At 49.5% G+C, this 23,882-nt stretch carries 24 protein-coding genes; 23 read left to right on the forward strand and 1 reads right to left on the reverse strand.

The features are described 5' to 3' along the window. The first annotated feature begins 117 nt into the window (after positions 1 to 117). Positions 118 to 3,282: a phosphodiester glycosidase family protein gene (locus FB479_RS15475; RefSeq protein WP_142065889.1), complete on the forward strand. Its 3,165-nt coding sequence runs from the start codon at positions 118 to 120 to the stop codon at positions 3,280 to 3,282. Between the two features lie 140 nt (positions 3,283 to 3,422). Here the strand turns inward: FB479_RS15475 and FB479_RS15480 are convergent, their stop codons facing one another. Further along, positions 3,423 to 3,614 carry a hypothetical protein gene (locus FB479_RS15480; protein WP_142065890.1) on the reverse strand — a complete coding sequence of 64 codons (192 nt, stop codon included), beginning with the start codon at positions 3,612 to 3,614 and terminating at the stop codon, positions 3,423 to 3,425. Positions 3,615 to 3,705: 91 nt separating this feature from the next. Between FB479_RS15480 and bioA the strand changes: the two genes are divergently transcribed. From bioA to FB479_RS15590, 22 genes are all read left to right on the forward strand, one after another. Further along, complete coding sequence (gene bioA / locus FB479_RS15485) at positions 3,706 to 5,088, forward strand: adenosylmethionine--8-amino-7-oxononanoate transaminase (protein WP_142065891.1); 1,383 nt, start codon at positions 3,706 to 3,708, stop codon at positions 5,086 to 5,088. A 5-nt stretch (positions 5,089 to 5,093) separates the two neighbouring features. Next, positions 5,094 to 5,813 (forward strand): dethiobiotin synthase, encoded by a 720-nt coding sequence (bioD, locus tag FB479_RS15490; RefSeq protein ID WP_142065892.1) that lies wholly within the window; start codon positions 5,094 to 5,096, stop codon positions 5,811 to 5,813. Between the two features lie 20 nt (positions 5,814 to 5,833). After that, positions 5,834 to 6,829 (forward strand): biotin synthase BioB, encoded by a 996-nt coding sequence (gene bioB, locus FB479_RS15495; RefSeq protein WP_106654774.1) that lies wholly within the window; start codon positions 5,834 to 5,836, stop codon positions 6,827 to 6,829. Positions 6,830 to 6,844: 15 nt separating this feature from the next. Further along, positions 6,845 to 8,044 (forward strand): 8-amino-7-oxononanoate synthase, encoded by a 1,200-nt coding sequence (bioF, locus tag FB479_RS15500; RefSeq protein ID WP_142065893.1) that lies wholly within the window; start codon positions 6,845 to 6,847, stop codon positions 8,042 to 8,044. After that, entirely contained in the window at positions 8,041 to 8,778 is a 738-nt protein-coding gene (locus FB479_RS15505; RefSeq protein WP_142065894.1) for an alpha/beta fold hydrolase, read from the forward strand. The genes bioF and FB479_RS15505 overlap by 4 nt, the downstream gene beginning before the upstream one ends. Continuing rightward, on the forward strand, positions 8,747 to 9,565 hold the full coding sequence (bioC, locus tag FB479_RS15510; RefSeq protein ID WP_142065895.1) for a malonyl-ACP O-methyltransferase BioC: 819 nt from the start codon (positions 8,747 to 8,749) through the stop codon (positions 9,563 to 9,565). Before FB479_RS15505 ends, bioC begins: the two co-directional genes overlap by 32 nt. 99 nt (positions 9,566 to 9,664) lie before the next feature. Continuing rightward, positions 9,665 to 11,653, forward strand: a complete 1,989-nt coding sequence (locus tag FB479_RS15515; RefSeq protein WP_142065896.1) for an ABC transporter substrate-binding protein — start codon at positions 9,665 to 9,667, stop codon at positions 11,651 to 11,653. A gap of 149 nt (positions 11,654 to 11,802) precedes the next feature. Then, on the forward strand, positions 11,803 to 12,993 hold the full coding sequence (locus FB479_RS15520) for an acetyl-CoA C-acetyltransferase (protein WP_048035087.1): 1,191 nt from the start codon (positions 11,803 to 11,805) through the stop codon (positions 12,991 to 12,993). 165 nt (positions 12,994 to 13,158) lie between these two features. Continuing rightward, positions 13,159 to 13,332, forward strand: a complete 174-nt coding sequence (locus FB479_RS15525) for an AtpZ/AtpI family protein (protein WP_307724157.1) — start codon at positions 13,159 to 13,161, stop codon at positions 13,330 to 13,332. Positions 13,333 to 13,345: 13 nt separating this feature from the next. Continuing rightward, positions 13,346 to 13,714, forward strand: coding sequence for an ATP synthase subunit I (locus tag FB479_RS15530; protein ID WP_106654768.1), 369 nt, complete (start codon positions 13,346 to 13,348; stop codon positions 13,712 to 13,714). A 111-nt stretch (positions 13,715 to 13,825) separates the two neighbouring features. Further along, positions 13,826 to 14,620: a F0F1 ATP synthase subunit A gene (gene atpB, locus FB479_RS15535; RefSeq protein WP_142065897.1), complete on the forward strand. Its 795-nt coding sequence runs from the start codon at positions 13,826 to 13,828 to the stop codon at positions 14,618 to 14,620. A 43-nt stretch (positions 14,621 to 14,663) separates the two neighbouring features. Beyond that, positions 14,664 to 14,894, forward strand: coding sequence for a F0F1 ATP synthase subunit C (gene atpE / locus FB479_RS15540; RefSeq protein WP_017252354.1), 231 nt, complete (start codon positions 14,664 to 14,666; stop codon positions 14,892 to 14,894). Positions 14,895 to 15,069: 175 nt separating this feature from the next. Continuing rightward, on the forward strand, positions 15,070 to 15,573 hold the full coding sequence (gene atpF, locus FB479_RS15545) for a F0F1 ATP synthase subunit B (RefSeq protein ID WP_106654766.1): 504 nt from the start codon (positions 15,070 to 15,072) through the stop codon (positions 15,571 to 15,573). Then, positions 15,570 to 16,097, forward strand: a complete 528-nt coding sequence (locus FB479_RS15550; RefSeq protein WP_142065898.1) for a F0F1 ATP synthase subunit delta — start codon at positions 15,570 to 15,572, stop codon at positions 16,095 to 16,097. The genes atpF and FB479_RS15550 overlap by 4 nt, the downstream gene beginning before the upstream one ends. Positions 16,098 to 16,140: 43 nt before the next feature. Further along, positions 16,141 to 17,652: a F0F1 ATP synthase subunit alpha gene (atpA, locus tag FB479_RS15555; protein ID WP_106654764.1), complete on the forward strand. Its 1,512-nt coding sequence runs from the start codon at positions 16,141 to 16,143 to the stop codon at positions 17,650 to 17,652. Between the two features lie 75 nt (positions 17,653 to 17,727). Further along, positions 17,728 to 18,591 (forward strand): ATP synthase F1 subunit gamma, encoded by an 864-nt coding sequence (atpG, locus tag FB479_RS15560; protein WP_048035081.1) that lies wholly within the window; start codon positions 17,728 to 17,730, stop codon positions 18,589 to 18,591. A gap of 48 nt (positions 18,592 to 18,639) precedes the next feature. Next, positions 18,640 to 20,049, forward strand: a complete 1,410-nt coding sequence (gene atpD / locus FB479_RS15565) for a F0F1 ATP synthase subunit beta (protein ID WP_106654763.1) — start codon at positions 18,640 to 18,642, stop codon at positions 20,047 to 20,049. A gap of 27 nt (positions 20,050 to 20,076) precedes the next feature. Continuing rightward, positions 20,077 to 20,475, forward strand: a complete 399-nt coding sequence (locus tag FB479_RS15570) for a F0F1 ATP synthase subunit epsilon (protein ID WP_106654762.1) — start codon at positions 20,077 to 20,079, stop codon at positions 20,473 to 20,475. 221 nt (positions 20,476 to 20,696) lie between these two features. After that, complete coding sequence (locus FB479_RS15575) at positions 20,697 to 21,437, forward strand: DUF6042 family protein (RefSeq protein WP_106654761.1); 741 nt, start codon at positions 20,697 to 20,699, stop codon at positions 21,435 to 21,437. Positions 21,438 to 21,729: 292 nt separating this feature from the next. Then, positions 21,730 to 22,101: an NADH-quinone oxidoreductase subunit A gene (locus FB479_RS15580; protein WP_015893615.1), complete on the forward strand. Its 372-nt coding sequence runs from the start codon at positions 21,730 to 21,732 to the stop codon at positions 22,099 to 22,101. Then, positions 22,092 to 22,610 (forward strand): NuoB/complex I 20 kDa subunit family protein, encoded by a 519-nt coding sequence (locus tag FB479_RS15585; protein ID WP_007725455.1) that lies wholly within the window; start codon positions 22,092 to 22,094, stop codon positions 22,608 to 22,610. Before FB479_RS15580 ends, FB479_RS15585 begins: the two co-directional genes overlap by 10 nt. Further along, positions 22,607 to 23,881 carry an NADH-quinone oxidoreductase subunit C gene (locus tag FB479_RS15590; RefSeq protein ID WP_142065899.1) on the forward strand — a complete coding sequence of 425 codons (1,275 nt, stop codon included), beginning with the start codon at positions 22,607 to 22,609 and terminating at the stop codon, positions 23,879 to 23,881. The genes FB479_RS15585 and FB479_RS15590 overlap by 4 nt, the downstream gene beginning before the upstream one ends. Position 23,882: the final 1 nt, after the last annotated feature.

A 23,882-nucleotide genomic window follows, 5' to 3' on the forward strand; every position in this document is an offset into this window, starting at 1 on the left:
CTAATAGAGAATCGAGAGAATTGGCGAAACTATCCATGACCTTTTGCGTCTAATATTTAGTTGCTTGGCTTAGATGGTAGAAAGACAGAGTTTGGAATACGGAGAGGAGTTACCAACATGAGAGCGCAAAGGATAGTGACGCTGCTCACGGCCACGACCATGGCCTGGGGAGCTTTTGTTCCGTTTGTGCCGTTTGCGACCAATGTCGCACACGCCAGAGCGGAAACCAGTGCATTGAATATGATGTGGCAAACCCCAATTGGTGAAGGGACCACTTTGCAGAAATATACGAAATCATTTGCCAACCAAGTAGTCACGATCATGGTGACCAAGGTTGACATGAATAATCCTTACGTTGAGGTCAAACCGGTATACGGAACGAAAGGCAAGCTGACAGACAGGCAGACGGTTACACAAATGGCGCGTGAAACAGGAGCTGTAGCAGCGATCAATGCCGACTTTTTTAACATGTCGAAGCGGGGAGCGCCGTTTGGCATTGTCATGAAAGACGACGAACTCATTTCTTCCATGGGCTTGGTCTCCTACTGGTACGCGCTAGGCTTGACTGGAGACAAGATGGCTATCGTCGACAAGTTTGGCTTTGGCGGCAAGGTTACAGCTCCTAATGGCGCTACCTATTCGATTCAAGGAGTTAACAAGGAAGAGTACAACCCGAGTGATGGACGAAAAAGTCACCAGAACCAACTGAACGTCTATACCCCTTCCTTTGGCAAAAACAGCTTGGGGACCATATCGGGCTACAAAGATGTCGTCGAGATTCTGTTTGTAGACAACGTAGCCAAAGAAGTTCGTGTGAATCAACCTGGCGTATACATACCTTACAACGGCTATGTCCTTTGGGGACATGGAGCAGCAGGAGCCTTTCTCAAACAAAACTTCCCAGTAGGCGCTACTGCAACAGTTGAGTACCAAACAACACCGCAGACACTCGACTTGAATCATGCGGTGGGTGGCAATGTCCTTTTAGTCGATCAAGGGAAAGCACTTTCGTCCTTTCCAGCGGACAAGTCCATCACGAACAAAACGGCACGCACAGCGGTCGGTGTTTCCCAGGACGGGAAGACCTTGTACATGGTCACGATCGATGCGAGCCAAGGTGTTTATTTGGACGAACTGGCAAAAATCATGGCGGAGCTCGGCTCTTATCGGGCTGTAAACTTTGACGGTGGTGGCTCTACGACCATGGCAGCTCGCATGCTGGGTGAGACACACGCGAATCTGGCGAATAAGCCGAGCGGCGGTGCTGAGCGTCGAGTGCCTACTGGACTGGCCGTATACAACACGGCACCTGCTGGAGAATTGAAAGGCTTCCAAATCGATGTACCGGCAGATGTGCTTATCGGACAATCTATCCCGCTCAGCGCATCCAAAGGATATGACGTTCATTACCAGCCATATGCGATCAATGCAGGCGACGTGAGTTGGGATGCGAGCCAGTCCGAAGCAGGAACCGTAAATGGCAAGCAATTCACACCAGCTCGCTCCGGCAAGATCACATTGACAGCGCGATTGGGCAATGTGACGCAAAATAAAGACATTCAAGTCATTTCCGGCAACGATGTCCAGCAAATCATCGTTTCCCCGAATCCGATCACGATTGCACCGGGACAATCCCTTAATCTCGATGTCAAAATCAAAACGAAGAAGGGCTCTACCGTACAAGCAACGCCACTTAGCGTAAAAGCGAGTGTCGATTCTTCTGTAGCAACGATTAACGACAATCTGCAACTGGTAGCAGGCAATGAGCCGGGCAACGGAAACCTGACGATTACGTATGATGGCGTGGCGACAACCGTACCATTTGCCGTCGGACAATTTGAGCAACCATGGCTCACCTTCGATAATCAGACAGGCATGTACCATGCGGCAAATCCATCCAGCATCAGTTCCGCTGGCTCGTTCGCGCTCGTTTCTGATCAGACATTCCGCACGAAAAAGGCAGCGAAGCTGGTGTACAACTTCTCTGGAGCACCTGCGAACAACATGCGAATTTCGTACGGCGTTCTGGGGGCAAAGCCTGTGACCATCCCTGGCAAACCACTCGGATTGGGCTTGTGGGTCAATGGTGACAACAGCGGACATTGGCTCCGTGCAGAAGTAGTCGATGCAAACGGCAAGCCGGTCTATGTCGATCTGGCAAAAGAGATCGATTGGACAGGCTGGAAGCAGGTCAAAGGCTACTTCCCGAGCAATGTTGCGTATCCGTTGCAGCTGAAGAGTGTGTATGTCGTTGACCAAGCCAATGATGGCATTACACACGACAAAGGAACACTGTACTTCGACGAATTCTCGCTCCTCTTGGGCAACCAGACAGGTCAACCGAGCGATGCGGCCGTTGTTCCTGAACTGCCAGGCAGCATGTCCCTCGGAGCGGAGCTCGATCTCCATTATTCCTTTGCAAATACTGCACCATACCTGGATAGTGCGCTCATTGATGTGGAGTCGATTGTGACCCAGCCAATGCCAGGATATGTGCCTGCTGATTATTCGTTTACGATTAAGCCGGGCGAACTAAAAGCGGGACAAGAGGACGCGATTTCCACTTCTTCGATTCAGTTGACCTTGGCACCGAAGCAATGGCTCGCTGGAAAAGGCGTTGGACTCTTGTACGTAAACGAAGTGAACAATACATTGGATCCGCTGCTTGGAACCATGAATGCTCAAGGGCAGTGGGTATATGAAGTCAACGGCTACGGCAAGTACATTCCGTACTACCTGGACAATGCAGGCACGAGCGGCGCTGGATTTACCGATATCACCAAGCATCCAGCCAAGGCAGAAATCACCTACATGGCGGAAAAGGGCTACGTGAAGGGTTTGACGGAGACGACGTTCGGTCCAGAGGTTTCCTTGACCAGAGCACAGTTCGTCACCCTGCTCGCGCGCACTTTTGAATGGGACCTCCCTTCCTCGCCAAAGCTGAAATTCAAGGATAAGGTGCCTTCCTATGCGCAAGGTGCCGTACAGGTTGCTGTTTCCAAAGGCCTGGTGAAAGGGTATAAAGATAACACCTTCCGGCCGGATCAGCCGGTCACTCGCGCAGAGGCTGCAGTCATTCTCGATCGTCTCGTGAATAAAAAGGGAGCGACGAAAAAGGTATCCGATAAAGGGACCTGGCCATCCTGGGCATCTACATCCATCAACAATATGGTCGGACTCGGTCTGATTGATCCAGTTGGAGGAAATTATCAGCCGAATAAACCGACGACGAGAGCAGTGTGTGTCGTAGCGCTTTATCGCATCCTGCATCAAGATAAATAGACGGAGTATAAAAGGTCAAGCTTCTCTAACGAAGAGGAGCTTGGCCTTTTTCTGTCGCCTTCCGGAGTTTTAGAAGGTATTGATGAACTGACAAAGCTGGTGAGAAGAAAAAGTGCAGGGCTCGTAGACCTTGACAACGCCTACCCAGTCGGAACTTGCAAAAGGGGACCACGCTTGTCGAACACTTCTTCCTTGAGAAGCTTCCGCCCGTAGGGTGGCTTTGGCTCGGCGGTCCCCTTTTGGAAGTGTAGACGGACAGTAAATCCCCCCTGCTGGCGTGTCAGAGTCGAAGAGAACTGCGCTTTTTCTTCTCCTCCACTATGTTGACTCAAACCAGAAGGACCTTCTTGCTAATTTTTCAAAGTCGAGAAAAAAGCTTTGCCAAAATAGGTTAACCAATTTAAAATAACGGTTAACAAATATATGTTAACCAAGGTTGTGATTTGGTTGTTAAATAATTATGCAGAGCTCTCCGCCAAAAACAAGCAATACGTTTGGCATCCCTTCACCCAAATGAAAGACTACGTCGCACAGGAGCCGTTAATTATTGCGAGAGGAGAAGGGATCAAGCTGTTCGATGTGAACGGCAAGGCTTACTACGACGGTTTTTCCTCTGTGTGGTTGAACGTCCATGGCCACAACGTTCCCGAGCTGAATCAGGCGATCACGGACCAGCTCGACCAGATTGCCCATTCTACCTTGCTCGGCATGGCAAACGTCCCATCCATTTTATTAGCGGAAAAGCTGATCCACCTCGCTCCAAAAGGATTGAGTAAAGTCTTTTACTCCGACAACGGGGCAACGGCGGTCGAAATCTCACTGAAAATGGCGTTCCAATACTGGCAAAATCGCGGGCAGACCGGCAAGCATTCGTTTATCACGATGAACAATGCCTATCACGGGGATACGATTGGAGCCACCAGTGTGGGAGCCATTCCTCTCTACCATCAGGTCTACAAACCGCTGCTCTTTTCTCCACATGTCATTCCATACCCTTATCCATACAGGCAAGGCGGAGAAGAAGCAGCCGTTCAGGCCACATTGAGCAGTCTGGAAAGTTTGCTGAAGCAAAGAGCTCATGAGATTGCGGCGATGATCGTGGAGCCTGTCGTGCAGGGAGCAAGCGGCATGATTATCATGCCGGACGGTTGCTTGAAAAAAATCGCGGAGCTGTTGCGCGCCTACGATGTATTGCTGATCGCCGACGAAGTAGCGACAGGATTTGGACGCACGGGCAAAATGTTCGCTTGTGAGCATGATGAGGTCGTGCCAGACATCATGGCGGTCGCAAAAGGGCTCACGGGAGGGTATCTGCCAGTAGCGGCTACCTTAGTAACCGAGCAGATTTATGATGCCTTTTTCGCCGACTATGAGGAACAGAAAACCTTTTTCCACGGGCACTCGTTCACGGGAAATCCACTTGGCTGTGCAGTTGCTCTCGCCAACCTGCGGCTGATGGAGGAGCGTGAAGTCGTTCAACAAGTAGCACAAAAAGCAATCGATCTAGATCAATTGCTAAAGCCACTTCGCGACCTGCCTCATGTAGGAGAAATCCGGCAAAAAGGCTTGATGGCGGGAATCGAGCTCGTTCGGGATAAAGAGATCAAAGAGCCTTATCACTGGAATGAGCGGGTCGGTGTACGTGTGTGTCAGGTAGCGAGAGAAAAAGGGCTTCTGACACGACCGTTGGGCAATGTTATCGTTTTTATCCCACCGCTAGTATCTACAACCGAAGAATTGGCTGACATGGTTCGGATTTTGGCGGAATCGATTCAGGAAGTAACGTCAGGTGATACGGAGGAGTGATTGGTATGGCTGATCGGCCCTTTTCCGGATTGTTCATCACAGGAACAGATACAGGGGTGGGCAAAACGGTTGTGACTGCCGGAATCGCATCCGTGTTGCGTGAGACAGGAGTGGACATAGGGGTTTGGAAGCCAGTCCAGTCAGGTGCACGAGCACATGATGAGGGCAGTGACGCTATGCACTTGAGATCGTGGAGCGGAGTGCCTGACGCGTGTGAGGAGATAGCCCCGCTCTGTTTTGAGGCACCGCTTACCCCTTTTTTGGCTGCGGAAGCAGAGGGGAAAAGCTTGACTATGGAGGAAGTACTTGCTGGAGGGCGACCTCTGATGGAACGTTATCCGGCGCTCCTTGTCGAAGGAGCAGGTGGTCTGATTGTTCCATTGAATCCAACCGAAACGATGGCGGATCTTGCTGCTCGACTGAACCTGCCAATGCTCATCGTGGCTCGGGCTGGGCTCGGCACGATTAACCATACGCTCTTGTCCGTTTGGTATGCACGGGAACTCGGAATCGAAGTTGTAGGTGTCATCCTGAATCAAACCAACTCAGCTGGTGTCATCGATGAGAGTGTCAAAACAAACGCGAGCATGATTGAGAGCTATGGGGGAGTTCCCGTATGGGGCGTGCTTCCATGGATAGACCAACCGTTTGAGCGCCAGCAGTTGACACAGCTAATCCGAGAATGCGTAGACATCGGTCAGTTGTGTCAGTGGAGCCATAAATAATAAGAAGGGGAGACGAGAAAATGAAGCAAAGCACCTGTCTGGATTGGAAGGGATACGCTCATAAAGCGATGAACAAAGAAGAGTTTACGCAGGAAGAAGCAATGAAGGTGTTGCAAGCGCCAGATGATGAGCTGCTGCTGGTCATGAACGAAGCTTTTCGCGTCAGAAAGCACTTTTTCGGAAAAAAGGTCAAACTGAACATGATCATCAACGCCAAGAGTGGCCTATGCCCGGAGGATTGCGGTTACTGCTCGCAGTCGATTGTCTCGAATGCACCCGTATCCAAGTACACGATGCTGGACAAGGAGACATTGCTCGCAGGTGCGCGAGAAGCCATGAATCGAAAAGCAGGTACATACTGTATTGTCGCCTCAGGGCGTGGTCCCACGGAAAGAGAGCTGGGCCAGGTCATCGAGGCAGTCAAAGAAATCCGCGAGACGATGCCGCTGAAAATTTGCGCGTGCTTAGGGATATTAAGCGACGAACAAGCGACGCGCTTAAAAGACTCAGGTGTTCACCGCTACAACCATAATCTCAACACAAGTCGCAACCATTACGAAGCAATTACGACAACGCACACATACGATCAGCGTGTACAGACGGTTGATACCGTAAAAAGAGCAGGGATGTCGCCATGCGCAGGCGTGATCATCGGCATGGGAGAGAGCGATGAGGAGATCGTCGAAATGGCGTTTGCCCTGCGCAATCTTGACGCAGATTCCATCCCGATCAATTTTTTAAATGCGATTCCAGGAACCCCGTTGGAGGATAAAGGACGCACCCCGGCAATGAAGGCTCTTCGTGTTCTAGCCTTGTTCCGGTTTATTTGCCCGGATAAAGAAATTCGCGTTGCAGGTGGTCGCGAAGTGAATTTGCGCACCTTGCAGCCGCTCTCCTTGTATGCAGCTAATTCATTGTTCGTGGGCGACTATTTGACGACGCCCGGGCAAGAAATCACGACAGACCATCAGATGATTGAAGACCTCGGGTTTGAAATCGAGCTGTGTGCGCTGTAGGACAGTAGGTCTGCCATGAACAAACGATACACATGGTTGGAAAAAGAATACGATTCATTGCGGAAACAATCGTTGGCAAGAGAATGGAATACCGTAGAGTCAGCCAGTGATCGCACAGGCACGTGGATTCAGGTCGAAGGAAAACGATTATTAAACCTGTCATCGAACAACTATTTGGGCTTGGCCCACGATCAACGAATCGTGGAAGCTGGCAATATGGCGGCAGAGGAGTGGGGGGCAGGAGGAACTGCCTCTCGTCTCGTCCATGGCAACTACGCTTTGTACGACGAGCTGGAAAAGCAACTGGCGGTGTGGAAAGAGCGAGAAGGTGCACTTGTCTTTGCGAACGGCTATCAGGCAAATACGGGGGTAATTGCAGCACTTGCCGGAAGAGGCGACGCTGTTTTTAGTGATCGGTTGAATCACGCCAGCATTGTCGATGGGATCGTGCTCAGTCGGGCGGAGCATTTTCGGTACAGACATAACGACATGGAGCATTTGGAATTTTTGCTGAAAAAGCACCAGGATGCAAGACGGAAGTGGATTGTCACGGACAGCATATTCTCCATGGATGGTGATAAAGCCCCTCTTCTTGAATTGGTACAACTGCGAGAGCATTACGATGCCATGCTGATGGTTGACGAAGCCCATGCAGGGGGAGTGCGTGGTGAAGAAGGGCAGGGCTTGTGCCACGAGCTGGGCATCGCCGGACAAGTCGATGTTTTGATGGGAACCTTCAGCAAGGCATTTGGTGTTTATGGGGCATACGTATGCGCAGATGAGTTCATCATTCGTTATTTGATGACAAAAGCGCGCTCACTGGTGTATTCGACAGCTCTGCCCCCTGCTGTGATTGGCTCGAATCTGGCGGCGTTGTCTGTGGTGCAAACAGAGTCTTGGCGAAGAAAAGCAGTGAGGCAGAATGCGCTCATGTTTCGCCAGTTGCTTCGCTCACGCGGGTTTACCGTAGACGAAGAAGATACGCCAATCATCCCGCTCACGTTAGGAGAAAATGAGTGGACTTTGCAATTCAGCAAAAGGCTTCGGCAGCGAGGGATTGCAGCAGTGGCGATTCGACCCCCTACCGTGCCAGCAGGAACCGCGCGTATCCGTTTTACGGTGATGGCTGCCCATACGTTCGAAGAGCTGGAGTGGGCTTGCGAGCAAGTGAGCGATATCAGAGACGAGCTTCATAGAGGAGGGGCGATAACGTGAGAAAAGTGATGCTGTGGCTAACCGGGTGGGGAATGCCGGAATGCAGTTGGGATGCAGTTCGCTCACAATTTCCTTCCTATCAGCACATCATTCCTACTTATTCGGACGTCACTGACTCCTTGCAATTTTACGAGAGAGTAGAAGAGGCAGTCCGCTCTCTGTCGGCGCAGGAACTGATTGTTGTGGGGTGGTCCATGGGAGGCATGCTCGGAATACGCCTCGCTGCCCAGTACCCAGTCTCAGGACTTGTTTTGATCGGCACCACAGCACGTTTTACCTGCGAACAGCAAGACCTTCGCAAGGGGTGGCATCCTGTTGTTTTGCAAAGGATGAAAAGGCAGCTTTCAGTAGCACGCGAGCGGGTGATGGACGTATTTGTCGAACAGATGCTAACACCAGGAGAGCGTGTGCTAACAGACTTGCGCGTGGGGGTGGATAGCCAGAAGTGGAGTACGGCGGCATTGATTGCGGGCTTGTCCTATTTAGAAGAAGAGGATTGCCGCCCGTTCCTGTCTTCGCTGACTACTCCCACTCTCGTTATTCATGGAACGGAGGATGCTATCTGTTCGCTCGCAGCCGGAAAAGAACTGGCGAGTAGCATTACGGGTGCGAATTTCGTGCAAATTCCTGACTGTGGTCATGCTCCGCATGTATTTGTTCCGGAGGTTGTAGGAGAATCGCTAAAGAGGATGGTGGAGCAGCTTGCAGAAGAGGGCAATCAGCAGACGATTTAGTGAGAAGGCTGTCTCATACGAAAAATACGCACGCGTGCAAAAGAAGATGGCCGATCATGTGAGTCAAATGGTGACAGAAATAACGAACGAGAATGAGGTGCGAAACATTCTGGAGATTGGCTGCGGGACAGGGGGATTAACCCGCGTCATTCGCAGCCATTTTTCTGATGCCCATTACGAAGCGGTAGAGATGGCGTCAGGTATGCTGGAGCAGGCAAGGAACAATCTGGAGCAGCACGGCCTGATTTGCTCATTTTTTCAAGCCGATGCCGAAGAATGGGTTTGGGAACAACAGGCGAAGTCGAAGGATTTGATCGTTTCAGGAGCGTGTTTTCAGTGGTTTGCCAAGCCAGCGCATACGCTAAGAGGATTGGGAAGAATCCTGAAGCCCGGAGCACCTTTGGTATTTTCGACATTTGGACCCGATACTTTTTGGGAGCTGCATGATTCGTTTGCGAATGCACATGCGATTTTGGGGGAAAAGGGAGTACGCCATGGTTTGGAGTTTCTTTCTGCACGTGATTGGCACGAGCTTCTGGAGCAAGCAGGGTTTACGGATATAGAGGTGATTAGGAAATATGAACGGCTAACTTATCCGGGGGTACGGGAGTTCTTGCATGCCGTGAAAGCAGTGGGCGCCAGTGCAAGTATGGAGCAAGGGAGCGGTCTTGGGCGCAGAAAACTTCTTGGAGAAATGATTCGTTACTATGAGCAGACGTATAAAAGAGAAACGGGGATTCCAGTCACCTACGAAGTTATTTACGTTCGCGCCGTTTCAACGATGTAGTGCGCTTTCTATGATATTTGCTATAGAAATGAGAATGGTTATCAAATAGAATGAATAGAAGAACGATGGGAGGGCTATCAAGGAGTTGAGTGTAGGACAATGAACGTGGATGATCATATTTTTCTATGGAATCAGGCAAGTGTGCGATTACACGATGTACGGCATATCGTCATGCGAGCTGGAGAGCAGCTGCGATCCTATCAATTGCCGGCTAGTGCCTTTCTATTCTCGGTGAGGGGCAGTGGGCTGATTCGTCTTGATGGGAATGCGCATGCTATTAAGAATTGCTATATGGCCCATGCTGGCAAAGGTACTTACGTGGATATCGAGGAAATCAAGGGTGAGCTGGAATACTATCTGATTTTATACAAAGCTCATTTGCCGTTGCCTTGTCGGCAAGAGCTGCTACGTTTACTGGAGCAAACACAACCTTTTCACATCCAATACGGCTTTACTCCCATGCATCAGGCAAATGTATTTGTCGCAATATCACGAATGCAGCAAGCATGGAATCAGAACGGCAACCTGGACAAGCTGCGAGCCAAGGCCCTGCTTTATCAACTCGTATGTGAGCTAATGGCACAGATGGAGTCGCAAGGAATCGGAGTAACGGTACCGAATTTGGTCGTTCAGGCCGTCAGGTATATCGAGGAGCATTACGCAGAGGCTTTCACACTCGATGATTTTGCCGCGCTCTTAAACTGTAGTCCCCGATCCCTGCAACGCACTTTTAAAGCCCAGCTAGCGGTCGGTCCTATCGACTATCTGATCCAGGTGCGCATACAAAAAGCGCAGGAACTGCTGCGTCAAACGAATTTGGGGCTTAAAGAGGTAGCGGAATCAGTAGGTTATACAGACAGCTATTATTTCAGTCGTATCTTTAAAAAATATACAGGCTTCTCCCCTTCTGTGTATAAGGAAAATCAGCTGACATCGGAAATTCGTCGCCAAAGTCCATCACTCTTGTCGCGATATTCCATTGCTGGTCAAAAGCTGTGGAAATATAATGATCACATTGAAAATGAAAATCAAAGTCATTTGCGATCAAGAGATGGGGGAGCCGTACCGATGTATAAGAGTACAAAAGCGATGCTGGCGCTGAATCTGATGCTTAGCCTTACCTTGCTGCTCGGAGCCTGCTCAGCTGGCGGCACGAATACTAGCAATACGGGGAGTACAGCCACTGGCGCTACGAATCAGGTAGCGACGCAGTCGAATACAACGCAACCCGCCACGAATCAAGAAGCGAAGAAAAGCGAACCGCGTACGATTAAGCACATGAAAGGCGAGCTGAAGCTTGATTTTAAACCAGTGAGAATCGCCGTGCTGGATACACAATATGCAGATCAAATGATTGCCTTGGGCGAATTGCCTGCAGGCAGTGTGATTACAACGGGGGACGGTACGAAGTTTCCCGAGTATCTCATGGACAAGCTAAAAGATGTACATGTACTCGGGACAAAGGACGAGCCTAATTCCGAAGCGGTCGTAGCTATGGAGCCTGACTTGATTATTTGCACGGAGTTCCAGGATAAAATCTATGATAACCTGTCCAAAATCGCTCCAACCATTATGTTTGGTCGAAACGAGGACTGGCGGGAGACACTGCTTACATTCGGAAAAATTCTTGAAAAAGAACAAGAAGCTGAGCAAATCGTAAAGGACTACCAGGAGAAAACGAGCAAATTGAAAGCGGAACTGGCAACCAAACTCAAGGGTGAGTCTGTCGCACTGATTCGTCCGCGTGACAATGCAATTCGACTGCATACCATTGAACACCGTACAGCTGCCATCTTATATACCGATTTGGGGCTGACTCCGCCTAAGCAAGCCATGGATAAATCAGATACTGCTACGATGATTTCGCTAGAGGTAATGCCAGAGCTGAAGGCTGGTCACTTGTTTGTCGTAACGGACAAAGCCAATCAAGCATTGACAGATGAGTACAAAAACAGCTCCATTTGGAAAGGCTTGAAAGCTGCCAAGGAAAACAAGGTCTACGAGGTAAACACCACGGTGTGGATCGCCTATTACGGCCCGATTGCCATTAATAACGTCGTCGACGAGATTGCAGAAGCACTCCTGTAAAAAACGGGACCGTCACTCTCTTATTCTCATGAGAGGTGACGGTTTTTTCATCATGATGGAAAGAAAGCGATTTCTTTGCAGGAATTATCCGCAAAAGATGGAATTTTAAGAAGGTTGCCTATCCTGTGTATTCGAGGGGTGTGTGGAAGATGAGTCAAAGAGAAATCGTCATTGCGAGTGCTGTGCGCACTGCTATAGGTAGCTTTCAAGGAACGCTTGCAGGTGTCAGCGCGACAAAGCTGGGCGGGATTGTACTGGAAGCAGCGCTAGAACGTGCAGGTGTTTCCAAGGATGCGGTCGATGAAGTGATTATGGGGAATGTACTGTCAGCAGGCTTGGGTCAAAATCCGGCGCGCCAGGCTTCTATTCACGCGGGCCTTGCTCATGAAGTTCCCTCCCTGACAATCAACAAGGTTTGTGGTTCAGGTCTAAAAGCCGTTCATCTGGCCGTTCAGTCAATCCTTGCAGGTGAGGCAGAAGTTGTCTTGGCTGGTGGGATGGAAAATATGAGCCAGGCACCATACTTAATGGAAGGTGCGCGCTCAGGCTACCGCATGGGAGATCAGAAAGTTGTAGACTCCATGATTCGTGACGGGCTGTGGTGTGCTTTCAACGACTACCACATGGGCATTACAGCGGAGAATCTTTGCACCAAATACGAAATCGGACGCGAAGAGCAGGATGAATTTTCAGCGTGGAGCCAGGAAAAAGCTCAGCAAGCGCTCACTAGCGGCCGTTTTCAAGAAGAAATCGTGCCGGTCCCGATTCCGCAGCGCAAGGGTGATCCGGTGCTGTTTGCCGTGGACGAATTCCCGCGTGCTGGCGTGACAGCCGAAGCGCTAGGCAAGCTGAAGCCTGCATTTAAAAAGGATGGAACTGTGACAGCTGGAAATGCATCCGGCATCAACGATGGAGCAGCAGCTCTCTTGATTATGACACGCGAGAAGGCAGAAGAGCTGGGAGTGAAGCCTCTAGCCCGTATCGTAGCCAATGCGAGTGCAGGTGTTGATCCGAGCATTATGGGGTACGGTCCTGTTCCTGCGACTAAACGCGTACTGGAAAAAGCGGGACTGTCGATTGCTGACATCGATTTGATCGAAGCAAACGAAGCTTTTGCCGTCCAATCGCTGTCTGTTGGCAAAGCATTAGGCTTTGATCGCGAGAAGCTGAATGTCAACGGCGGAGCCATTGCTTTGGGACATCCAATCGGTGCGAGTGGCGCGAGAATTTTGGTCACGCTCGTGCATGAATTGCAAAAGCGCGAAGGGGCAAAATATGGGTTAGCGACTCTTTGCATTGGTGGTGGACAAGGGGTCTCCACAATTGTCGAGAAAATTTAATTTTTAAATTGTGAACGCTTTGTGTACACAGAAACGCTTGCGTTGACAAAGGGAATAAATCTTCGTTAATATGGATGAGGGCATTTGGAAATTGTGTGCCCTCTCCTTATGTGAAAGGAGAAGGATAAACTGGCGAAACTTGACAATCCATGGCGAGCACTTGGTTTGGTCAGCGTACTTGGTCTTGACTTTGCCATTTGTGTGGTTGCCGGTTTTATGATCGGCAGATACGCGGATCGCCTACTAGCGACTGATCCTTGGTTCTTGCTTATCGGCTTGATTACAGGGATTGCTGTTGGTGTATACACTGTCTATCGACTCATTCGCCCGTATCTGTAGGGGGTGACGAACGATGGAAGCGTTTGCTTTAGCGATGCGAAAGACTTTTCGCTATTCTTTTTGGTGTTTGGCCTTGTTTGTAATCCTATTAGTTTTATTGCCTGATCACAAAGTTTTCTTACAGAGTTTGTTACTCGGAACCGTGGCAGGAATCATTAATACCATCGTTCTGGCTGGCAAGGTCTGGGTCGTAGGGCAAATAGCAGATAACCCTGATGTAAGACCAAAAGGAACAGGGACGATGCTCCGGTTTATGATTGCCGGCCTTTCAGCCTATCTTACCTTTCTTTTTCCTCACATCTTCATGTTATCTGGGGTCCTGCTTGGATTGTTTTTGATCCAAGGGATCGGCTTTCTACTCGTATACCGCAATTTCAAATAGATTTGGTACAGCTTTACTAAACATGAAATGAATTAACAGAGAGCGTTCGATAGCAGTGCTTAGACAGATGTTTCGGACAACCTCTATCTATTGATGGAAAGGGGTGAAAAGATGGGTCATCATTATACGTTACGGTTTGAGTGGGCTGGCATGGTATTTGACATCGCTACTATTCTTATGATGCTTCTTACCGCACTGCTTGTGTTTGTTTTCCTAGTTGTAATGACGCGGAAGCTGGAAACCGGAGTTCCGGGTGCCAAGCAAAACGCAGTCGAGTGGATTTTTGACTTCGTCAAGAATGTTTCCGCAGGATACATGGATCATAAGAAAGTCATGATGATGATGACGCTTGGTATTACGCTGTTCCTCTACATCTTCATTGGGAATCAGCTGGGTGTTATCGCCAACGTGACTACAGTGCACAAAGGTGAGATCAGCGAAGGCGTTATGAAGATGCTGACTGTTGCTACTACGCCAGAAGCCGAAGCGAAAAAGCGCGAAACCGTTGAGCACGAGCTAGCTGACAAAGGGGCTCACGTTGTCTGGTGGAAATCGCCAACTGCTACGCCAAGCGTAACATTTGGTTTGGCATTGGTGGTATTGCTTTACTCCCACTACCTCGGTATCAAGAAAAGTCCAGGTGGTTGGTTTAAGCACGTATTCCTCAACCCGATTCACATTCTTGAGGAGTTTATCATTAAACCGTTGACGCTTCCTCTGCGTTTGTTCGGTAACCTCTTTGCAAAAGAGATCATGATTGCCTTCCTGTTGAGTGGGGGTATTTTGGCCGCAGCACCATTGTTTATCTGGCTCGGCTACTCCGTCTTCGTAGGTGCAATTCAGGCGTTCATTTTCTTGACTCTTTCTATGGTTTACATTTCACAACTTGTGAATGATGAACACTAAAATCTAGTTTTGGTTAACAACAATTTAGGGAGGTATTTTTAACATGGAAGTTATGGGTGTAGCTATTGCTATGGGTCTTATTTTCGGTTTGGCAGCACTTGGTGGTGCTTTTGGTGCAAGTAACGTAATCTCTAAAACAATTGAAGGTGTTGCTCGTCAACCTGAAGCTCGTGGTAACCTGATGGGTATCATGTTCCTCGGTATGGGTCTCGTAGAGGCGATTCCAATTATCGCTGTAGCTGTAGGCTTCATCTTGATGGGTCGTCTGGGCTAAGCGAACAGTTGAACAGTATTAAATAGGCGGAGGGTCACCTTCGCCTATCTTTTAGTAGGGAAAAATCAGGCTTCGGCCACAAGCTTGGCATGGAAGTCTTCTAGTAATAATTCTGGTAAGTACGCAAAGAACTTATTGCAGAATCTTTCGTTTGTCAGGAAGGAGTGAACTAAAAATGGTTGAGTTTGGAGCCGTATCCCTGGAATGGGGCACATTACTACTCCAGGTGATTATTTTCGTTTTGCTGTTGATCGTTGTTTCCAAATATGCAACAGGACCGATTGCGAACGTATTGGAAAAGCGCCGTGCTCATGTTGAGAACGAGCTCGCTACTGCGGAACGCAACCACAAGGAATCCGAAAAGCTTTTGGCTGAACAACGCCGTCTTTTGGATGAAGCTCGCGCTGAATCTAAAGCGATCATCGACCGTGCTGCAAAGCAAGCGTCTGATGAAGCAAGCAAAATCGTTGCTGAAGCACAAGCAGCTTCTGAGCGCATGAAAGCAGATGCAAGTGCTGAACTGGCTCGTGAAGTAGAAAAAGCAAAACTCGAACTGCGTGAGCAAATGACTGGTCTTTCCGTGCTCTTGGCTTCCAAGATCATTGAGAAGGAACTGGACGAAGCAGCTCAAAAGTCTACTGTTGACAAATTTCTCGCACAAGTGGGAGATCGCCTATGAGTAGCGCAGTAGGAAAACGTTATGCTCGCGCTCTCTTTGAAGTAGCGAGTGAGCGTAGCAAGATTGATCAGGTGGAAGCAGACCTGGGTGCAATCGTAGAAGCGGTTGAAGGCAACGAAGATCTGAAAAAGATCATGCTGCACCCGCACATCGCAGCAGATGCAAAAAGCCAGCTCGCTGACGAATTGTTCAAAAGCCATGTAGGGGAAGAAACCTTTAACTTTGTGAACGTCCTGATTGAGAACGGACGTGAAGTTGATCTGGTTGATATCTACCGTTCTTTTGTACAATTGGCGAACGAAGCTCGTGGATTCGCAGATGCGATTGTGACAAGTGCAAAGCCGCTTTCTACTGAAGAGCAAAATGAGCTGGCTGAGAAGTTCGGCCAAACGCTGAACAAAAAGCTGCGTATGACAGCAGTCGTAGATCCAGCGATTCTCGGCGGCATTATTATCAAAATTGGCGACCGTCTGTATGATGGCAGCCTGAAAACAAAGTTGGAAACCTTTGCGCAAAAGGCGTAAAGTTCGATGGCTTTTAAGAAGTTGGATGAATGGGGTGAATTAAGTGAGTGCAATCAGACCAGAAGAGATTAGCTCCCTCATTAAAGAGCGGATCGCTAACTTTAAATCTGAAATCGAAGTTGTGGATGTAGGCACAGTCATCCAAGTAGGTGACGGTATTGCTCGTGTTCACGGTTTGGAAAAGGCCATGCAAGGGGAGCTTCTCGAGTTCCAAAATGGCGTAATGGGTATGGTACTCAACTTGGAAGAAGATAACGTGGGTGTCGTTATTATGGGACCTTTCCGCGACATTAAGGAAGGCGATACTGTAAAACGTACCGGCCGCGTTATGGAAGTTCCAGTAGGGGAAGCGCTGCTCGGCCGCGTTGTAAACCCACTGGGTCAACCAATCGATGGTCAAGGCCCTATTGCAAATAATGGTTTCCGTCCAATCGAGAGCCCAGCTCCTGGCGTTATGGCACGTAAATCCGTACACGAGCCGCTCCAAACAGGTATCAAAGCGATTGACGCGATGATCCCAGTTGGTCGTGGACAGCGTGAGTTGATCATTGGTGACCGCCAAACTGGTAAAACAGCAGTGGCGCTCGACACGATCATCAACCAAAAAGGTAAAGATATGATTTGTATCTACGTTGCTATCGGTCAAAAGCAATCCACCGTTGCAAACATCGTAGAAACTCTGCGTAAAGCAGGGGCTCTGGAATACACAATCATCGTTTCTGCTACTGCGTCTGACCCAGCTCCAATGTTGTACTTGGCTCCATATACAGGTGTAACAATGGCTGAGTACTTCATGTACAAAGGCGGACACGTTCTGTGCGTATACGATGACCTGTCCAAACAGGCTGCTGCATACCGCGAAATGTCCCTCTTGCTCCGTCGTCCTCCAGGTCGTGAAGCATATCCTGGTGACGTATTCTACTTGCACTCCCGCTTGCTGGAGCGCGCTGCGAAACTGTCTGATGATCTGGGCGCTGGTTCCATTACAGCTCTGCCATTCATCGAAACCCAAGCGGGTGACATTTCCGCATACATTCCAACCAACGTGATCTCCATCACGGACGGTCAGATCTTCCTGGAGACAGACTTGTTCAACGCAGGTCAACGTCCAGCGGTTAACACCGGTCTTTCCGTATCCCGTGTAGGTGGTTCCGCGCAAATCAAGGCGATGAAAAAGGTAGCAGGTCCACTCAAGCTCGAGTTGGCTCAATACCGTGAGTTGGCTGCGTTTGCTCAGTTCGGTTCCGATCTGGACAAAGCGACCCAAGCTCGTCTGACCCGTGGTGAGCGCTTGATGGAAATCATGAAACAAGGTCAGTTCGATCCAATGCCTGTTGAGAAGCAAGTTGCTTCTATCTATAGCGCTACAAGAGGTTACCTGGATGACATTCCAGTAGCAGAAGTGCGCCGCTTTGAGAAAGAGCTGTTGTCTTTCTTGGATTCCAACAAACCGCAACTGTTGGAGCACATCCGCACAACGAAAGACCTTCCAGATGAAAAAGAATTCAACGCAGCGATCGAAGAGTTCAAAAAAGGCTTTTCGGTAACTCGCTAATCGTTAACCTGATAGACATCAGATGCATGCCGGGGCTAGTCGCCCGTGCATGCGTCCTCAAGGTGGTGAAAACGAGTGGCTAAAGGAATACGTGAGATTCGACGCAGTATCAAAAGTAAAAAAGATATGCGCCAAATCACGAAAGCGATGAAAATGGTGGCGGCTGCAAAGCTTCGCCGTAACCAGGATAAAGCTGAGGCGGCACGCCCGTATGCTGACAAGATCCAAGAAGTGATCGCAAGCATCGCGAGTGGGAACTCTGGTTCCAAACATCCAATGTTGCAAAATCGTCCGGTGAAAAAGACTGGTTATATTGTCATCACTTCCGACCGTGGACTTGCTGGGGGTTACAATGCCAACATTCTCCGTAAAGTGGTAACTACCATTAACGAGAAGCACAAGTCCAAGGATGAGTACGGTATTTTTGTGATTGGCCGCAAAGGTCGTGACTTCTTCAGCAAGCGGAACTACCCTCTGTTGGAGGAGGTTACAGGTCTGCCAGTCAGCCCAGCCTTTGCTGATATCAAGAAAATTGCCGGTGCAGCAGTCCAAATGTTCGAGAATGAGCAGATTGATGAACTGTACCTGTGCTACAACAAGTTCCAAAGTGCAATTTCGCAAATACCTACCGTAAAACAATTGCTGCCTTTGGAAGCTCCCGAGAGCAACAATGCGCGCGAATTGAATTACGAGTATGAGCCGTCCTCGGAAGAAGTATTGGCGGATCTGTTGCCGAAATATGCGGAAACACTGGTTTACAGTGCACTTCTCGAAGCAAAAGCTTCCGAAGAAGGTTCCCGTATGACGGCAATGGGCAACGCGACAGACAATGCTACGGATATGATCAACCGTTTAACGTTGAGCTACAACCGTGCTCGTCAGGCAGCCATTACACAAGAGATTTCCGAGATCGTTGCAGGTGCAAACGCACAGGCTTAGTGGCAGCGAATAGCTCCCAATTTAGCTTTACAGGAGGGAAGAAGTAAGATGGCGAATGGACGCGTGGTTCAGGTAATGGGTCCGGTTGTTGACGTCGAGTTCGACCGCGGACACCTGCCTGCCATTTACAATGCGATCAAGATTCAACATAAAGCACAAAGCGCTGGTGAGCGCGACATCGACTTGACTGTTGAGGTTGCTACTCATTTGGGCGATAACTTGGTTCGTACCGTTGCAATGTCTTCCACTGACGGTTTGGTTCGTGGCATGGAAGCAGTTGATACCGGTGCAGCTATCTCCGTTCCAGTGGGTGCAGTAACCCTCGGACGCGTATTCAACGTATTGGGTGAGCCGATCGACCTGCAAGAACTCGGTCAAGTAGATCGTCGTGACCCAATTCACCGTAAAGCTCCTGAGTTCGTAGACCAAGCAACGACTGTTGAGATCCTGGAAACAGGTATCAAAGTTATTGACCTTTTGGCTCCGTACATCAAGGGTGGTAAGATCGGTCTGTTTGGTGGTGCGGGTGTAGGTAAAACCGTTACTATTCAAGAGCTGATCAACAACATCGCGCAAGAGCACGGTGGTATTTCCGTATTCGCAGGTGTAGGTGAGCGTACCCGTGAAGGTAACGACCTGTACCACGAGATGAAAGACGCAGGCGTACTGCCGAAAACCGCGATGGTATTTGGTCAGATGAACGAGCCGCCTGGTGCACGTCTTCGTGTAGCGTTGACTGGTCTGACTATGGCGGAATACTTCCGTGATGAAGAAGGCCGCGACGTTCTTCTCTTTGTTGATAACATCTTCCGCTTTACTCAAGCGGGTTCCGAAGTTTCTGCTCTCTTGGGCCGTATGCCATCCGCGGTAGGTTACCAGCCAACACTGGCTACCGAAATGGGTCAGCTGCAAGAGCGTATTACTTCCACGAAAAAAGGTTCCGTAACGTCCATTCAAGCGATTTACGTACCAGCGGATGACTATACTGACCCGGCTCCTGCTACTACGTTTGCTCACTTGGACGCTACAACGAACCTGGAGCGTTCCATCGCTGAGTTGGGTATCTTCCCTGCGGTAGACCCACTCGCATCCACTTCCCGTGCTCTGGCTCCTGATATTGTAGGACAAGAACACTATGATGTGGCTCGTAGCGTTCAGAAAATCCTGCAACGTTACAAAGAACTGCAAGATATCATCGCGATTCTCGGTATGGACGAGTTGAGTGACGATGACAAGCAAGTAGTTGGACGCGCACGCCGCATTCAACGTTTCTTGTCCCAGTCCTTCCACGTTGCCGAGCAGTTCACTGGTAACCCAGGCCAATACGTGCCATTGAAAGAAACCGTTCGCAGCTTCAAGGAAATCCTCGAAGGCAAGCATGACCACCTGCCAGAGGGCGCGTTCCTGTACGTAGGTACAATTGAAGAAGCGGTAGAAAAAGCGAAGAAAATGGCGTAAGACACCCTGGAAAGGGGAGACGAGTAAGTGAGTAAGATGACAGTTGAAGTCGTAACTCCTGAACGGGTTGTCTACAGCGGTCAGGCTGAAATGGTGATTGCTCGCGGCTTGCAAGGGGAAATCGGTATTATGCCGAACCACGTGCCGTTGGTAACCCCGCTGAAAACAGCGCCAGTTCGGATTAAGACAGAAGGCGATAAAGAAGTAAAGATGGCTGTAAGCGGCGGCTTCATGGAAGTGCGCGGCGATAAAGTAACCATCCTTGCTGAAACGGCTGAATTGCCGGGAGACATCGATGTTGAACGCGCGAAGTCAGCGAAAGAGCGTGCTGAAAAGCGTTTGGCTGAGAAATATGCCGAGCTCGACGTCAAGCGTGCAGAACGCGCGCTGCAACGTGCGATGGCACGTCTCGACGTAGCGAAGTAAAGCGTAAGCTTGATATCCCCGCGCCCATGTGGCTGCGGGGATTTTTCGGTTATAGGACGATGAATGATGAGCCATGGAAATCGGGCATGATATTTCCAGTTGGTAATTGCCTAATGTTTCTGTGTATAATAGACCTAATGCCCTGCCGACGAGCTACGTTAGCATGAAAAACAGCGGGAAAAAGCGGCATTGGCTATTGGGATTAAAGGAGAGTGTAATTGATGCAAACCGTTCGCGATATCCGCCACAATCAAGATGGCGTAGTGATTCCTAGCAGCTTTGCGGCTAATGGCTGGACAAGCGTGCTATCTCATGAAATGAATGTTCTTTTCCAGGCAATGTGCTATGTAGTAACGAAGCATGAGACAAAAGAAGAAATGAGAAAAGCTCTGGACGAGTTCGATGCATTGAAAGGCACATTCACCGAGCCTGTTCAAGAAGGCTTTAAGTCTGAAGCAGATTTCAAAGGCTACGTGAACCTCTTGAACAGATTCAAAGCGTTCATGAGCCGTTCCGATTATGCATATCCGACATCTCTTGATGAAGCGATTGGGCTTTTCGTGAAGTGGGGTCTGGTAATTGATAATGGAGATGCTTGGGATGTACCGGTTTATCCGTTCCCAGATGCATCTGAGTTGTTCAAGTTGAGTGAAGCAGAATCTCTTGCATTGGCTCATGTTAAACTGGAAGCATTGGTTCATCCGATGTTTAGCCGCCTCGTGATGAAGCTGCACGAGGAAGAAGAAAATACGTTCAGCATGTCCAAAGCAGAAATGAAGCAATTGCTGAACACCAATGACCAGATGCTGGCAGAGGTTCTGATCAAGCTGACTCCATATATGGAAGATGCGATTGAAAATATGCTGGAGATCCCAGAAGACGAGAAGATGAACTTCACGATTGTATGGGAGCGAATTTACGAGGACTTCCTCGGACAGCAATTTTCAAACAACGTTCAATAATTAAGAGAATAAGAGAGCCAGACGGGCATATTCGTTTGGTCATCATACTATGCTGGAAAAACTCAGGGAGAAATCCCTGAGTTTTTTCCCTTTATATGGCACAAAAGGAAGGCTTTCGTTAGACACCCTATTGGCAATTTGCTATAATGATAAAGGTATTTTTTTCTAGCAGCGACAGCGTTCATACCTACACCTTGATGCTGCGAGCAGTACCCTTTTGAGGGAGTCTCGACTTCTTCTGGAGGACAGCGCAAGACGATTCATACCTTTCTCAAGAGCGGAGGGAACGTGGGTGAGTGACATCTATACCAACAATTATGTGATTGTCGCGATCTTTTTGATTCTAGGTGTGTTGTTGCCCGTGGCTACAGTCAGTTTTGTTGGTCCATTGCTTCGTCCAAAGAAACCGACACGGGAGAAGCAAACTACTTATGAAAGCGGTAACATTCCTGTTGGTGACAGTTGGGTGCGTTTCAACGTGAAGTATTACATCTTTGCCCTCATGTTTGTCATCTTTGATGTAGAAACACTCTTTCTGTATCCGTGGGCCGTCGCTTACAAAGAACTGGGGCTCTTTGCCTTAGTCGAGATGGTCATCTTTATATCCTTGCTCGTCGTAGGATTGATTTACGCGTGGAGAAAGAAGGTGCTGGAATGGAACTAGACCTGACAAGCATTGCGCCTGAATTGCAAGAGGAATTGAATCGCAACGTCATGTTTACGACATTGGAAACAGTGAAGGGATGGGTTCGCAGCAACTCGTTGTGGCCGTTAACCTTTGGCTTGGCCTGTTGCGCGATCGAGATGATGGGAACGGGTGGAGCGCGTTATGACCTCGACCGGTTCGGCGTTATTTTTCGAGCATCCCCAAGGCAATCTGATGTCATGATCGTAGCTGGAACCGTCACGAAAAAGATGGCACCACTACTGCGCAGGCTGTATGATCAAATGCCTGAACCAAAGTGGGTGATTGCCATGGGCTCCTGTGCGACAGCGGGAGGTCCGTACGTGCGCTCGTACAGCGTGGTAAAAGGTGTAGACCAGATTGTGCCTGTCGACGTATATATTCCGGGTTGTCCGCCTAACCCTGCCGCTTTGATCTACGGAATCAATAAGCTCCAAGAAAAAATCCGTTACGAAGCGAAGACTGGGAAGCAGGTGACCAATCTATGAGCGACGAGAAACGCAAGCCGACGCCGGAGGAAAAGGCAGCGGCAGCGGCTGAAGCCCGTGCCAAGGCCGAAGCTTTGCGAAAATTAAGAGAACAGGAAGCGCAGGCTTCCCAAGAGGCGAGCCCAGTAGAGGCATCTCAAGAGCCACAAGAGGAAGTCTCTGCTCCGGAAGCAAAACCTGTGTCAGAAATGACACCTGAGGAAAAAGCCGCAGCGAAGAAAGCAGCAGCGGCCGAAGCGATTGCCAAGGCAAAAGCGGCGAAGGAACAGACAGAAGCTGCTTCACCACCAGCAAAGCCTGTGTCGGAAATGACGCCGGAAGAAAAAGCCGCAGCCAAGAAAGCAGCAGCGGCCGAAGCGATTGCCAAAGCAAAAGCAGCGAAGGAACAAGCAGAAACTTCCCCACCACCAACAAAGCCCGTGTCCGAAATGACGCCTGAGGAAAAAGCCGCAGCCAAGAAAGCCGCTGCCGCAGAAGCACTAGCCAAGGCAAAAGCAGCGAAGGAAGCAAAAGAAGCAGCGGAAAACGGAGCCGATACAGCTGATTCAGCTCCAGATGCGGATGCCAAGGCGAAGGCCGCAGCTGCCGCAAAAGCCAAGGCTGCCGCAGCAGCCGCTGCTAAGGCAAAAGCCGCACGTGAAGCAGGCGGCGATGATTCCGGTGATGATGACGCCAAGGCAAAGGCCGCAGCTGCAGCAAAAGCCAAAGCCGCGGCCGCAGCAGCAGCGAAGGCAAAAGCAGCGCAAGCGAGTGGGGATGAGGCTCCGGCAGAGGAAGTGCCAAAAGCACCTTCCAAAAACCAGCCCTATCTTGATAAATACGTGTCACGAATTTCCGAAGCATTTGGACAGGAAGTCATCGAGGCTTCGTATATTAACGAGCTGGGAAAGGAAGTTCCGACCCTCACCATTCAAAACGAGCGTTGGCATCAAGTTGCCCAATTTTTAAGAGATGACGAGCAATTGAGCTTTGAGTACCTGTCTGATCTTCACGGTGTCGATTACGAGGATCGCCTGGAGGTATACTACCACTTTTATTCCTACAAAAATCGCCAAAGCTTGGCAGTAAAGGTCAAAACGAGCAGAGAAGAGTCAAAAGTTGCTTCTGTAATGGACCTCTGGCATGGCGCAAATTGGAATGAAAGAGAGACTTTTGACCTTTTGGGTATTCATTTCCCGGGACATAAGGATTTACGTCGAATCCTGTTGCCGGATGATTGGGTTGGGTATCCGCTGCGCAAAGATTATGTGCAATACGACGAGGAGGTTTAGC

It is taken from the genome of Brevibacillus sp. AG162, assembly GCF_006715575.1.
GTDB classification, from domain to species: domain Bacteria; phylum Bacillota; class Bacilli; order Brevibacillales; family Brevibacillaceae; genus Brevibacillus; species Brevibacillus brevis.